This is a genomic window from Meishania litoralis (genome assembly GCF_042611095.1).
Classification (GTDB): Bacteria; Bacteroidota; Bacteroidia; order Flavobacteriales; family Flavobacteriaceae; genus Meishania; species Meishania litoralis.
In genome coordinates this window covers 782724-797057 of sequence record NZ_JBHFPV010000001.1, presented here as the reverse complement: position 1 = coordinate 797057, position 14334 = coordinate 782724, and the positions used below count along the sequence as shown (strand labels likewise).

Here is a 14334-nt window from a genome sequence, read left to right as displayed (position 1 = left end):
AATCAACAGATACCAGATATGCAAAGAAGGAAATTTATCAGTAAAACGACTTTGGGTACCGCTGCCATGGTAGGGTTCCCGAGCATAGTTCCGGCCCATGTACTTGGAAAGGACGCGCCGAGCAATAAGATAAATATCGGTCAGATCGGGTGTGGCCGAATAGCCCTGGGGCACGACATGCCCGATACCATGCAGTTTGACGAAGCACGCCTGGTTGCGGTTTGTGATTTGGATTCAAAAAGGGCGCAGTATGCCAAAACCTTTACCGATGAATTTTATCAAAAAAAGACGGGTAAGGAGAAATATATGGATACTAGGGTTTATGAAGACTACCGTGAGTTGTTGATGAACAAGGATATCGATGCGGTCATGATCAGTACGCCCGATCATTGGCATTCGCAACCCGCCTTGGAAGCTGCCTTGGCCGGTAAGGATATATACCTGCAAAAACCAACGTCATTGACGGTCAGGGAAGGACAACAGTTACAGGAAGCGGTTAAAAGTAAGAACGTTATCCTTCAAGTGGGTACCCAACAGCGCGCCATGCCCCAATTTAGGGTTGCTGCCGAATTGGTAAGAAATGGCCGCATCGGCAAAATACATACCGTAAAAATAGGTCTGCCAGGAGATCCTGCGGGGCCTCTGGCCCCCGAAATGCCAGTGCCTTCGAATCTAAATTTTGATATGTGGCTGGGGTCGACCCCTGAAGTGCCCTATACGGAGATTGGGGTACACCCGCAAGAAGGTTATGGCCGCCCGGGTTGGTTGAGAATTCGAAATTATGGTGCCGGAATGATTACTGGTTGGGGACAACACCACTATGATTCCGCGGCATGGGGGATGGATACCGAATTGACGGGCCCAAAGTCCGTTGAGGCTTTGGCAGAATTCCCAAAATCGGGATTATGGAACGTACATGGCGATTTCTTCGTCAAACACGAATACGATAACGGTATTACCGTTTATACAAGTGGGGGCTATACCAATGGGGTGCAATATATCGGCGATGACGGTTGGATATTTGTATCGCGGGGTGCTTACCAAGCGTCGGCAAGCGATCCGGTGGACAAAGAAAAAAGTGCAAAAGCCTTAAATGCATCAGATCCAAAAATCTTGGAATCGGTCATTGCTGAAAATGAGATCCATCTTGAAAAAATAGACGACCAGCACGGCAACTGGCTCGATTGTATCAAAACCAGAAAGCAACCGATCTCACCGATTGAAAAAGGACATAAGGCATGTGTTATTTGTTTGATCAGCGATATTGCCATGCAATTTGATAGAAAGTTGGAGTGGGACGACCAAAAGGAAGAATTCATCAACGACGATGAGGCCAATGCAATGCTTCGGCGCGAGCAACGAAAACCTTACGGAACGGATTATGTAAAGGTCTAAACGCCAAGACGGAATAGCTTTTGGACACCCCATTCCAAAATCACAGGTACGTAGTTTAGAAAAACCCATTAAAGATTTGAATGGTTATATTTAATGCTTGTTTATAGAATCCACCCATAGCTGATCAGGCTGTAGAATCAAAATTTTTGAATGAAATTCGTATGAGAAACTGTTTGCTCTTTACATTGTTTTGTCTCATGCTTTCTTGTGGGGAAAAAAAGGAAGAATCCATGGCGGCCCAAGATGAAGTATTATCAAAAGTAAAACTCATGACCTTGGATCCAGGGCATTTTCATGCCGCTTTGGTACATAAGACCATGTATCGACAGGTAGATTCAACAATTTATTTGTTTGCTCCAAAAGGTGACGAGGTACTCGACTTTTTAAATAAGATCGATGCCTACAATTCCAGGGAAGATTATCCGACACAATGGAAAGTCGAAAAGTATTATGGAGATGATTACTTGGAACAAATGCTCGATAAAAAACCGGGCAACGTGATGATCGTGGCGGGCAAGAACTCAAAAAAGATAGACTACATCTTGGCGGCCGTAAAATCCGGGTTGAACGTATATGCCGACAAACCTTTGGTAATCGATCCAGCGGGATTTAAGAAATTGAAAGAGGTCTTTAAAATTGCCGATGAAAAGGGCTTGTTGGTCTATGACATCATGACCGAACGTTTTGAATCGACTACGGCATTGCAAAAACTTTTCTCGACCTTGCCCGATGTTTTTGGCGAATTGGTCGATGGAAATCTTGAAGAACCGGCCATAAGTAAGGAGAGTGTCCATCATTTTTTCAAATATGTTTCGGGGCAACCTTTGGTCAGGCCGCCATGGTTCTTTGATATTAATGAAGAAGGTGAAGGTATTGTCGACGTAACGACTCATTTGGTGGATTTGGTTCAATGGGAAGCATTTCCAGGGCAACTTGTTGATTCCGCCGATGTTGAAATGTTATCGGCCCGAAGGTGGCCGACCATCTTGACCAAAGGAGAATTTGAAAAAGTAACGGGCCTCCAAGAATTTCCCCATTACTTGCAAAAGGATATTGTCGATGGAAAATTGAACGTGTATTCAAACGGAGAGATGAACTATAAAATCAAGGGCAAACATGCCAAGGTTTCGGTAATATGGAATTATCAGGCACCGGAAGGAACCGGTGATACGCATTATAGCATTATGCGGGGTACGAAGAGCAATTTGGTGATCAAGCAGGGAGAGGAAGAAAATTACAGGCCCATTTTATATATTGAAGCAAAGGATCCAAATGGATTTGAGGATAGTTTAAAAGGAGCTATCGAATCCGCGGTAGCCGCAAATTTTAACGGTACGACCTTTGAAAAAGTTTCCGACTCGCTCTGGAGAATAAATATTCCCGATCGATTCAAAATAGGGCATGAAGCCCATTTTGGCCAGGTGACGGAGAACTATTTAAAGTACTTGGAAAATGGAGCGCTTCCCGAATGGGAAGTCCCAAATATGATAACGAAGTACTACACGACCATCGAGGCCTACAAGATGGCCAAGGAAAAATAAACGAAATGACCGACAACCAATTTTCAATAGAAAACAAAACCTATGCACTGTCCGGGGCTACCGGAGCCCTGGGAGGTTCCATAGCCGAATACTTGGTCCGCAATGGGGCCAAGGTAATCTTGTTGGGTAGGTCACCCGAAAAACTGGATAAAAAAATTGAAGAGCTTGATGCCATATCCGATGGCAATGCGCGTGCTTTCGTCATTGATCTATTGAACGAGGCCGAACTGAGAAAAATCGGTAAAAAGATCGGCACAGAAATCGGGCCAATAGACGGATTGGTGAATTTGGCAGGGGGCAATATTCCAGGGGCGACCTTGAGGCCAGACCAAACCATACATGACATATCGCTTGGCGACACCAAAAAAGTCGTCGATATTAACCTGTTCGGTACGGTGCTTCCAACTATTGTCTTGAGCGAGTTAATGGTGGAACAAGGATATGGAACCATCGTGAATATATCTTCGATGGCCGCCAAGCAAACGATTTCAAGGGTATTGGGATATTCCATGGCGAAAGCTGGTATCGATATTTTCACCAAATGGATGGCCCATGAACTCGCATCGAAACATGGTGATAAAATTAGGGTCAATGCCATAGCTCCCGGATTTTTCATTGGCAACCAGAACAGAAGGCTGCTGACCAATGACGACGGTTCCTTTACGGATCGGGGCAACAAAATAATTATGAACACTCCTATGGGGCGCTTTGGCGATGCTTCCGAACTCAACGGTATGGTACATTACCTTTTGAGCGATGCCTCAAGCTTCGTAACCGGGGGTATTTTCGATGTAGATGGCGGGTTTAGCTCATTTTCAGGTGTCTAGGCCGTAGGTTGGGTCCATAGTGAATGCACAGTAATTGTGCTCTATTTGAATAATATTAGAACGCTTATGCAACGATATTCCCAAAAATATAATGGTACGAAGAATATAGTCTTGACCGTAGTACTCCTTTTGCTGCTAGGAGTCCTTTTTAATTCTTGCGAATCGGGCCCGGATACCAAGACTTTGTTTTTTGCACATTCACTTCCAATTACGCACCCAGTTCATAAAGGAATTTTAGATATGCAAAAATTCTTGGAAGAGAAGTCGGGTGGCAAGTTGCAGATTAAGATTTTTCCTGACGGTCAGCTTGGAACCGAGCGGGAGGTATTGGAATTATTGCAAATAGGAAGCATTGCGCTGACCAAGGTGAGTGCAGCATCAATGTCGAACTTCGCTCCCGAATATCAGGTGACCAGTATTCCTTATCTTTTTAGGGATAGTGAACACCTTTTTAGCGTGTTGGAAGGCGAAGTTGGCAAACAGTTGCTGGCAAGCGGTACCGAGTATCTTTTACGAGGGCTCTGTTTTTATGATGCCGGAAGCCGAAGCTTTTACGCCAAAGACAAAGCGGTGAATTCGCCCGACGATTTAAATGGAATGAAGATCCGTGTAATGAACGACCAAATGTCGGTTGAAATGGTCAACACCCTGGGTGCATCGGCAACGCCCATGGCCTATGGTGAGCTTTACACGGCCTTACAGCAAAATGTGGTCGATGGCGCCGAAAACAACATTCCTTCATTTGTGACCTCGAATCATTATGAAGTCTGTAAGTACTATACCTTTGATGAGCACACCATGGTACCCGATGTAGTTGTCGTCAGTACAAAGTTTTGGAACTTGCTCAGCGAGACCGAAAAAGAATGGCTTCAAGAAGCGGCCGATGAGAGCGTGGAGCGACAGCGCGTTTATTGGCAAGAAACAATAAAGGAGAACATGGAAGTGCTGAAGAAAGCGCAGGTTGAATTTGTCTACCCTGATAAAAGCCGGTTTTCGGATAAATCAAGGCCAGTGCTGCAGCGCATGATGAAAGACCCCAAGATGAAAGAGGTAATCGAAAAAATACTGGAAAACTAATGCATAGAACGTATCGCATTTTGAACAAGTTCATCGAATCGTTTCTTGTGATCATCTTTGGTCTCTTAGTACTCGATGTAGTTTGGCAGGTAGTCTCACGTTATGTAATAGGCAAGTCTAGTTCGTTCACGGAAGAGTTTGCCAGGTTCGCCCTGATCTGGCTGACCGTTCTGGGTGCGGCCTATATCAATGGACAGGAGGAAGGGCACCTTTCGATGGATTTCTTGCTTTCGAAGCTTCCCAAGAAAAAAAGGTTAAAAAGGCAACGCATCATTCAGATTATTATGGCCTTGTTCGCTTTTGTCGTCATGATTGTCGGAGGCGGCAACTTGGTCTACACCACCTTGACATTGGGCCAGATATCCCCCGCGCTCAATATTCCTCTTGGGTTTGTGTATGCTATCGTTCCCATAAGCGGGGCACTTATTATTTTCTTTTCCATATATCATTTTCGAAGAACTTTTAATACGACTTCCGATGAGCATTGAGACTATCAGTATCTTGGTTTTGTTTTTGAGCTTTTTCGCCCTTTTGGCTTATGGTGTTCCTGTCGCTTATGCCATCGGCATTTCATCGACCTTGACGTTGGTCTTGAATATGATTTTTATGCCGTCGATTACGACTATCAGTCAGCGAATGACCACAGGTATAGACAATTTTGCGCTCTTGGCCATTCCTTTTTTCATCTTGGCCGGCGAAATAATGAACCGCGGGGGAATCGCTGACCGACTTATCGCTTTTGCCAAATCTTTGATAGGAAGTTTTCCGGGCGGATTGGCTTTCGTAAACGTTATCTCGGCCATGCTGTTCGGGGCGATTTCGGGGTCGGCCATTGCGGCTGCCTCGGCGATAGGAAGCACCTTGACCGAAAAAATGGAAGAAGAGGGCTACCCAAGGGAATATAGTGCGGCGGTGAATATGACCTCCTCTACGACCGGTCTTTTGATTCCACCGAGCAATGTACTCATAATTTTTGCCCTGGCGAGTGGGGGTACGGCTTCGGTCGCGGCACTCTTTATCGCAGGATATATTCCCGGTATCTTGGTCGGATTGGCAATTATGGTAATGGTCTATATATATGCCATGAGAAAAGGACTGCCCCGTGCCCCGCGCGTGGGTTTTAAACAGGTGTTCCGTGATTTTGGCAAAGCCTTTCTTAGCCTTACCCTGTTGATAGTCGTGGTGGGCGGTATTGTCGGAGGCGTCTTTACGGCAACCGAAGCGGCTGCCATTGCGGTCGTTTATGCCATACTATTGGGTTTTTATAACAAACAATTGAAGTTTTCCGATTTTCGCCCGATACTCCTAAAGAGCGCCAAAACAACGGCAATAGTCATGTTCTTGATTTCAACGTCCATGGCCATGTCGTGGTTGTTTTCTTTTGAATCGATTCCTCAGAACCTTACAGGATTTCTACTGGAGTCTGTGAAGAACCCATTATTGGTGCTCTTGTTCATTAACATTACCTTATTGGTAGTAGGTACGTTTATGGACATGACCCCGGCGGTATTGATATTCACACCCATATTTTTACCCGTTGTTATGGCTTTGGATATGCACCCTGTGCAGTTCGGTATGATCATCGTTCTGAATTTGTGCATCGGTGTGTGCACTCCGCCGGTCGGTACAATGTTGTTCGTTGGCAGTGGCGTTGCCAACGTATCGGTAACCAAGGTGATCAGACCTTTGTTGCCCTTATTGGGCGCGATGGTCTTGGTTCTTTTATTATTGACCTATGTGCCAGAACTTTCATTATGGATGCCCAGAGTTTTTGGGCTTATCGATTGATAATACCCATATTTAGCTAAAGTTTTCCAGGTCAGGACTGAAGAAGTAGGTAAACCGTACTTCACTATAAATTGGGTTGGTTTATTGGTGTCTACCAATATTTTCATACAATTTTGCCATTAGATGGGCATGTTCGTCATAAGCCGATTCAAAAAGATCTATCGCTCGTTGCTCGCCTACTATTTTTCCACTGCTCAGCACTTTTGGTGATTTTCCATTTTTATGAAGAATGCTTGCCACTTCGGCTTTGATGGAATTGATCAACAAAACCCCGCCCAAAGTAGATCCGGGGGCAACCGGCGAATCGAGGCCGTTGAGATAGATCATGGCATCGCCCAAGGGTGCACCGGTATCGAGAGTATAATCGGCGAAATCGGTCAATTTTTTGCCGTCTGATTTTTTCGAGGAACTCCCTTCCAAATGTAGTTTACTGACCAGGGCGACTACTTTAATATTGCGCTTTTGGAACTCTTCGGCCATTTCAATAGGTACGACATTGCACCCACTGGAGGAAATGACCAAAGCGGTATCTCTCTCATCGGTATCGAAATTACGCAAGATTCGGGCCGCCAATCCCGGAACGTTTTCAAGGAACATCGCCTGACGTTGGCCGTTGGCGCCCACCACGAGATTATGAAAAGAGAGCGATAACTCTACTATGGGATTAAACCCCGGAAACGAGCCATACCTCGGCCACATTTCCTCGACCATTATTCGACTGTGCCCAGAACCGAAAAGATGTACCATGCGCCCGTTCAATATGGATCGGGCGAACAATTCGGCGACTTCCTGAATAACGGGTTCTTGCTTTTCGATTGTGGCAATAATCCCTTTGCCTTTCTCTAAAAATTGTTTTGTTAGGCTCATTTTCTATATATTGTTTTTAGCATAGTAAGCGGCACCGATGGCCCCGGAGTATTCTCCCAATTTTGCTTTTTCGATTTTGATTCGATGACCGCCCGGGCGCCATTCGTAATCCGACATGAATTCTTTTAAGGGTTTTAAAAGGGAATCTTCGGCACCGGCGGTGATACCACCTCCTAGAACAATGATTTCAGGAGAAAGGATGTTTGTTAAAGAGGCCAAGGCCACGGCCAGTCTGCGTACCGATTCCAACCACCAAGATTTAGCTTTTAAATCCCCATTTTCATAGGCTTTGACCAATTCTCGAATACTTTTAAAAGTGCCTTCGGTGCGTTGAAAAACCGAAAAGTTTCCTACGGCATGTTCGAGACTTCCGGGCATATTTGTCATGGTCTGAGAACCATTTATGTTTACCGTCATATGGCCTACATGTCCGGCGCGTTGCAGATTTCCTTGATATAGCTTACCATCGATAATAATTCCGCCGCCCACGCCCGTACCCAAAGTAAGCATCAAAAAATGTTGTACTCCTTTGGCACGATAAAACGATTCGTATTCGGCGATACAGGCCGAGTGCCCATCATTGATGACTTTGATATTACGGCCGAGCTCAACCGACCAATTGAAATTTTCGATGCCGTGTAATCGTTCCGGCATATGGAGTATCATCTTGTTTTGGGCATCCACAAGTCCTGGTGCGGAAATGCCGCAAGGCAATATATCTGAATTTCCATTGGTATATTGTTCCGTTTTTTGACGAATGGTGGCTATTATTTTTTGTTTCCAAACTTGGGCTTCGCCACTTCCATCATCGGTCGAGACTTCGTTCTTTTCGAGAATTTCGCCTACTTCATCGATAACGACTATTTTAATTTTCGTGCCGCCAATGTCGATTCCAAGATAATGCTTTTCCATCCGGTTGCCTATTGGTATTGCCCTTCGCTTATTGACCAGCCTCCATCCACTGCCAAAACCTGTCCGGTAATAAATCTTGATTCGGGGTGCAAGAACATCAATACGGCATTATTAATATCTTCCGAAGCTCCCGGGCGGCCACCGTCCAACGGTTGTTTTGTTTTTAAGAAGGATAGAATTTCTGCATCTTCGGCGGCACGTTTGGCCATAGGGGTAATGAATAGGCTCGGGGCAATGACGTTTACACGGATGTTATGTTCCGCATAATAGGCCGCGATGGATTTCGAGAACCCGATAATCGCTGACTTGGCGGCTGCATAGGCATGGGTCGTAAAATATTTGGGAGAAGGTGAGAACCCCAATACCGAACCCATATTAAGGATTATGCCTTCCTTTTTATGTTCGAGAAAATAGTTGGTCATCGCTTGGTTGGAAAGCATCAAAGAGGTCAGGTTTAGTTCCATGGTCTTGTTCCAACCTTCCAGCGTAATTTTGTCAAGCGGGCCGTCGCCCCATTTTCGCCCACTGCCTCCGGCAACATGAAAAAGCCCAGAAATAACTCCGAACGTGTCATGCGCCATGTGAATGGCCTTTTTCATGGTTTCGGGTTCGGTGGCATCGCCACTGATCGCGATACAGTTATCCCCTAAGGTTTCCTGCGCCTTTTTGCAGCTCTCCGGATTTCTGCCTACGACTACCACATTGGCACCATTATCATTAAGGGCGATTGCGGCCGATAGTCCCATGCCCGTGGTGCCGCCCATTATGATATAAGAAGTATTTTTAAAGTCCATTGATTTCAGAATGTAAACTAATATCGTATGCCATATTGAAACGAAATTCTACCTAATTGGCAATAATCGGTATATAAGGTGTTTGTTTTTTTATTTGACGTTCGGCAATGCACTTTCTATAGTTGAACGTGTAGTATCGTAACTTTTTTTGAGCAGTGTTTCAGGATCCATGGTTTCCCAATAGCCTTTGTTGAAAAGCTCTACCGAAAGCCCTCCCCGAAACCCGGCGGCATAAAGCTTTGGCAAAATGTCATTGAAATCACAGACACCCTCACCGGGCAATACGCGGTCGGCATCGGTCAATAACGCGGCTTCCGGACTTCCAGGATAATCGTTCATATGGATGACCGGGAAATTTGCGGCGTTCAAGGTGCTGATCATATTCCAATCATTTCCTCCGCGATGAACATGGTAAAAGTCGAGCAGCATGGTTGCTTTCGGATGCTTGCTGTCAATGACGATTTTGGCACAATCGGAAACCTTATGTAGAGCTCCCATTCCCCAAAGTTCAATGACCGGAACGACGCCCGTTTCATCACCAAGTTCCAATATGGCCCGATAACGTTTGGCGTACTCATCGTATTTGGTCGGGTCTATCTGTTCGATTCCCTGAACGGGGGCGGCAAAATAGTTGGCACCGATTGCTGCGGCCATGATCATTTCCGACTTCATCAATTTTAATGCTTCTTTGTGTTTATCGGAATCGTCACTGCACCATTCTGAAAACGCTATGATATTCTCCAAGACCAGATTATGAGCTTCGAGTTTTTCTTTTAAGGTGGATAGGTTTCCGCCACTACCTGCATATGCCTTGATATCGCGCATCCATAGTTCAATGCCATCAAAACCCGCTTTTCCGACCAAATCGATCTGTTGATCGACCGTGAGTTTGTAGGCCATCAAAGTTGAAGTGTTCAGGCTTACCCTTAGGGGTAATTTTGCTTTTGATAGCGTTGTACGAGCCGTATGTGGGTTTTCTTTTGCGCCGTTGAAGCCAAGGCCCAATATACCGGCGGCACCGACTTTCAATCCCGAGGAGATGGCACTTCGTCTCGAAATCTTGTTTTTCATCTGTTCAAGTTTTATTGTTCTTGATCGGTCAGACCTGTCTAACGGCAAGCAGGTGTCATTCGCCATTGAACATATCGGCGGGTATCAAGAATTGTTATGGCTTATTTCATGGTTTGTACTTTTATAAACGTCTTTACGCCAAGGTTACTTTTCTAGAGACTTCCCCAGTTGTTTTATGCTTTAAGATAATGGTCACATCTCCATTGGGCAAAATCTCCTCTTTAATAAGATAATGGTCGTCATCGTATGATTTCCATCGTTTTTGGTTGTCCTCTGGTTCATCGCCCCGCCAGTCCTCTAAAACGACAGGTTCCCATGTCTTGCTGTCAGCGGACTTGAAAGCGGCATCCAAAATAGCATTCACTACATAACCGTCGTAGAAGGTTTCCAGCGGGTCCCGGTTTTCTTCGATGGCCGTGAACATATCTGTAAACATGTGCGGATAGCCAAGTTCGTGGGCCTCGTCTCCAACAGGGAACAACCAGCCCGTACTTGACTCTGCTTTTTCTGCGACGTAGCCTTCACCACCCTTTCCGGTGCTGAACATTTCAAAACCGGTACGCAAAAAACTGTTGACCCAAATGGTGCCTTCGGTACCCATGACTTCGTCACGAAGATCCATTCCCCCTCTGAACGTCCAGCTGACTTCGAACTGGCCGATGGCGCCGTTGGCATATTTTACAAGTCCGATGGCATGATCTTCGGCATCGATGGGATGGACCTGGGTGTCGGCCCAGCACATGACTTCGATGGGTTTGATATTTTTCCCAATAAAATTACGGCTGATCTCTACACAATGGCACCCAAGATCGATGATCGCACCACCCCCTGATTTTTCCTTGTCCCAGAACCAATCGCTGTGCGGGCCGGGGTGCGTTTCACGAGATTTTGCCCAAAGTACGCGGCCGATATCGCCGCGTTTGACACTTTCCATCGATTTTAGGAATTTCGGCGTGTAACAAAGATCTTCTAGATAACCTCCAAAGATTCCGGCGTTCTCGACAGCGTCGAGCATTCGTTTGGCCTCTTCGGCATTCCGCCCCAATGGTTTTGTGCAGATGACGTGTTTTTTTGCCTTGGCACAGGCCAGAACCGCTGGCTCGTGCAAATGATTGGGCAAGGAGATCAAGACCACATCAACATCGGGGTGCGCAATAGCTTCTTCCATCGAAGTGCTATAATGCTCCAGGCCATAATCTTTGGCGAAGCGTTTCGCGTTTTGTTCGTTTCTCGAATAGACCATAGTTAGACGGTCTACACGTCGCTGTGCATGTAACGATTCGGCATAAAAGCGGGCTATAAAACCAGAGCCCAACATGGCGATTTTCATATTTTAACTAATTGTGGACATCATAACGCCGCATGTACTTTCTTATGCTTTAAAGTTTGAATGCCCTGATACTTGAAAAAGTGTGTATCTGTAAATGTAAGTATTTTAACCCGTGGATGCCAGCCAAAATATATCGGTTTGAACCACCTTTACAATTACATGCGATTTGAAATAAGGAAAACAAGATTTGTGGGCAACTTAAAAACAAAATTCGGTTATTTCTTTTTACATTTCCAAAACGAAAGATTTAAGGAAGTTCTTAAGTCGAACCCAATCAAGGTTCGTATCAAAATATTCGAAAATGAAATTCAGTTTAAAGGGCAAAGTAGCAATTGTAACAGGAGGGGGCAGTGGAATTGGTAAGGCCATTTGTATTTCGCTTGCAGAAAGTGGTGCTTTTGTACATATTTTGGAATTGCAAGAAAATCTTGCGAACGACACCGTTGCAAAAATTACCGAAGCAGGTGGTAAAGCGGTGGCGCATGCTTGCAACGTGGCTGAACACGAAGAAGTCAAAAAAGTTATGGGGGCTATTTTGAACGATGGCCCGGCAGACATTTTGGTCAATAATGCGGGCATTGCCCATGTCGGTAATGTAGAAACGACAAAAGAAACTGATCTGGACCGGATTTATTCGGTCAACATCAAAGGTGTCTATAATTGCATACACGCCATCATTCCTTCTATGAAAGAAAAAGGAGGAATCATTCTCAATATGGCATCCGTTGCGGCCACCGTTGGTATTAACGATCGTTTTGCCTATGCAATGTCAAAGGGCGCAGTGCTTACGATGACCTATTCGGTAGCCAAGGATTATTTGGAATACGGAATTCGGTGCAATAGTATTTCACCCGGGAGGGTGCACACACCTTTTGTAGATGGATTTATTGCCCAAAATTATCCGGGCCGGGAAAAGGAGATGTTCGACAAATTATCAAAGACCCAACCGATCGGAAGAATGGGGACCCCTAACGAAATTGGCAATTTGGCCTTATATTTATGCTCAGATGAAGCTTCTTTCATAACGGGAACCGACTTTCCAATCGATGGTGGGTTTATCAAACTAAACGCTTAAACACATGAAATTAATACGCTTTGGTAAAGAGGGCAATGAAAAACCGGGTCTGCAACAAGAAGATGGTTCATGGATCGATGTTTCCGGTTTCGGTGAAGACTATGACGAAAACTTTTTCGGTACCGATGGCATAGCAAGGTTGGCCTCTTGGTTGGAAACGAATATGGGCAACTGTCCTAAAGTATCGAAAGATACGCGTCTAGGCCCTCCCATGACACGTCCTTCAAAAATTGTTTGCGTAGGTTTGAATTATGCCCAACATGCTGCCGAATCGGGTATGGCCGTACCGAAAGAACCGGTTTTGTTCTTTAAGGCGACTTCGGCCGTTGTAGGCCCCAATGATGATCTGATAATACCAAAAGGTAGTGAAAAAACCGATTGGGAGGTCGAGTTGGCCATTGTTATCGGCAAGAAGGCCTCGTATGTTTCCGAAGCCAATGCATACGACCATGTGGCAGGTTATGTGTTGCACAACGACTATAGTGAAAGAGCCTTTCAGATCGAAAAAGAAGGCCAATGGTGCAAGGGTAAAGGATGCGATACTTTTGCGCCCATAGGACCTTACATTGCCACTAAAGACGAAATACCGAACCCGAACAATCTGAATTTATGGTTGAAGTTGAATGGCGAGATGGTTCAGAACAGCTCAACCAATGATTTTATTTTCAATGTGCAGGAGGTGGTCAGCTACATTAGCCAATTTATGACCTTGCTTCCGGGGGACATTATTTCAACAGGAACGCCTTTCGGGGTGGGCCTCGGTTTTGACCCACCTAAATATCTGAAACCCGGCGACGTTGTAGAACTCGGTATCGAAGGGTTGGGAAGTTCGAAACAAACCGCACGTGCCTATAAATAAGCTATCAATTTGGACTTACAACTAAAAGATAAGGTCATTTTGGTCACCGGAGGCTCAAAAGGTATCGGTAACGGTATTTGTAATGTGTTGGCCGATGAGGGGGCGATTCCGGTGATAATCGGTAGAAATCGAGACGATGTAATGACGGCGGTACAGAAAATCGAAAAAGATGGAAATAAAGCCTATTACGCCTTTGCCGAACTTACCGACCCCGAACAGTGTAGGCTGGCGGTCGAACGCACCGTTGAAAAGTTTGGAAGGATCGAGGGGCTGGTCAATAATGCAGGTATCAACGATGGGGTAGGTCTTGAAAATGGCAACTACGAAGATTTTTTGCGTTCTATCAATCGAAATCTTACCCACTATTATATGATGGCGCATTATGCATTGCCCGCGCTCAAAAAAAGCAAGGGGTCCATCGTGAATATCGGTTCAAAGACTTCGATGACCGGACAAGGAGGAACCTCGGCATATGCTGCGGCAAATGGTGGCCGAAATGCCCTGACACGTGAATGGGCGGTTGAGTTGCTGCCCTATGACATACGGGTAAATGCGGTAATTGTTGCCGAATGTTTTACACCGCTGTATGACCGATGGATAAAAACATTTCCAAATTCAAAAGAAAAGCTGGAGAGTATTGTTGCCAATATCCCTTTGGGGAATAGAATGACCACCGCCGAGGAAATCGCCAATATGGTAGTTTTTCTGCTATCCTCTAAATCGAGCCATACCACGGGGCAGCTCATTTTTGTCGATGGCGGATATACCCATCTTGACAGGGCTTTATAAGTAAAAAGA

General features: G+C 45.3%; 14 protein-coding genes. 9 read left to right on the top strand and 5 right to left on the bottom strand.

The features are described from left to right. The first annotated feature begins 18 nt into the window (after positions 1–18). The 6 genes from ACEZ3G_RS03615 (at position 19) to ACEZ3G_RS03590 (ending at position 6628) form a co-directional block, all read left to right on the top strand. Entirely contained in the window at positions 19–1395 is a 1377-nt protein-coding gene (locus tag ACEZ3G_RS03615; RefSeq protein WP_432424111.1) for a Gfo/Idh/MocA family protein, read from the top strand. A gap of 161 nt (positions 1396–1556) precedes the next feature. Beyond that, on the top strand, positions 1557–2936 hold the full coding sequence (locus tag ACEZ3G_RS03610; protein ID WP_432424110.1) for a putative oxidoreductase C-terminal domain-containing protein: 1380 nt from the start codon (positions 1557–1559) through the stop codon (positions 2934–2936). Then, entirely contained in the window at positions 2864–3763 is a 900-nt protein-coding gene (locus tag ACEZ3G_RS03605; RefSeq protein WP_432424109.1) for an SDR family oxidoreductase, read from the top strand. The genes ACEZ3G_RS03610 and ACEZ3G_RS03605 overlap by 73 nt, the downstream gene beginning before the upstream one ends. A 66-nt stretch (positions 3764–3829) precedes the next feature. Further along, entirely contained in the window at positions 3830–4840 is a 1011-nt protein-coding gene (locus ACEZ3G_RS03600; RefSeq protein WP_432424108.1) for a TRAP transporter substrate-binding protein, read from the top strand. Then, a complete protein-coding gene (locus tag ACEZ3G_RS03595; protein WP_432424107.1) occupies positions 4840–5328 on the top strand; it encodes a TRAP transporter small permease in 489 nt (162 codons plus the stop codon). The genes ACEZ3G_RS03600 and ACEZ3G_RS03595 overlap by 1 nt, the downstream gene beginning before the upstream one ends. Beyond that, positions 5318–6628 carry a TRAP transporter large permease gene (locus ACEZ3G_RS03590; RefSeq protein ID WP_432424106.1) on the top strand — a complete coding sequence of 437 codons (1311 nt, stop codon included), beginning with the start codon at positions 5318–5320 and terminating at the stop codon, positions 6626–6628. Before ACEZ3G_RS03595 ends, ACEZ3G_RS03590 begins: the two co-directional genes overlap by 11 nt. Before the next feature lie 81 nt (positions 6629–6709). Here the strand turns inward: ACEZ3G_RS03590 and ACEZ3G_RS03585 are convergent, their stop codons facing one another. From ACEZ3G_RS03585 to ACEZ3G_RS03565, 5 genes are all read right to left on the bottom strand, one after another. Further along, positions 6710–7495, bottom strand: coding sequence for a sugar isomerase domain-containing protein (locus tag ACEZ3G_RS03585; RefSeq protein ID WP_432424105.1), 786 nt, complete (start codon positions 7493–7495; stop codon positions 6710–6712). A gap of 3 nt (positions 7496–7498) precedes the next feature. Next, complete coding sequence (locus tag ACEZ3G_RS03580; protein ID WP_432424104.1) at positions 7499–8407, bottom strand: ROK family protein; 909 nt, start codon at positions 8405–8407, stop codon at positions 7499–7501. A gap of 8 nt (positions 8408–8415) precedes the next feature. Then, positions 8416–9201: an SDR family NAD(P)-dependent oxidoreductase gene (locus ACEZ3G_RS03575; protein ID WP_432424103.1), complete on the bottom strand. Its 786-nt coding sequence runs from the start codon at positions 9199–9201 to the stop codon at positions 8416–8418. 90 nt (positions 9202–9291) lie between these two features. Continuing rightward, complete coding sequence (locus ACEZ3G_RS03570; RefSeq protein WP_432424102.1) at positions 9292–10272, bottom strand: sugar phosphate isomerase/epimerase family protein; 981 nt, start codon at positions 10270–10272, stop codon at positions 9292–9294. Between the two features lie 133 nt (positions 10273–10405). Next, complete coding sequence (locus ACEZ3G_RS03565) at positions 10406–11602, bottom strand: Gfo/Idh/MocA family protein (protein WP_432424101.1); 1197 nt, start codon at positions 11600–11602, stop codon at positions 10406–10408. A gap of 301 nt (positions 11603–11903) precedes the next feature. Between ACEZ3G_RS03565 and ACEZ3G_RS03560 the strand changes: the two genes are divergently transcribed. The 3 genes from ACEZ3G_RS03560 to ACEZ3G_RS03550 are packed head-to-tail and all read left to right on the top strand — an operon-like array spanning position 11904 to position 14325. After that, complete coding sequence (locus ACEZ3G_RS03560; RefSeq protein WP_432424100.1) at positions 11904–12677, top strand: SDR family NAD(P)-dependent oxidoreductase; 774 nt, start codon at positions 11904–11906, stop codon at positions 12675–12677. A gap of 4 nt (positions 12678–12681) precedes the next feature. Then, positions 12682–13536 (top strand): fumarylacetoacetate hydrolase family protein, encoded by an 855-nt coding sequence (locus ACEZ3G_RS03555; protein WP_432424099.1) that lies wholly within the window; start codon positions 12682–12684, stop codon positions 13534–13536. Between the two features lie 9 nt (positions 13537–13545). Next, positions 13546–14325, top strand: coding sequence for an SDR family oxidoreductase (locus ACEZ3G_RS03550; RefSeq protein WP_432424098.1), 780 nt, complete (start codon positions 13546–13548; stop codon positions 14323–14325). The last annotated feature ends 9 nt before the right edge of the window (positions 14326–14334 follow it).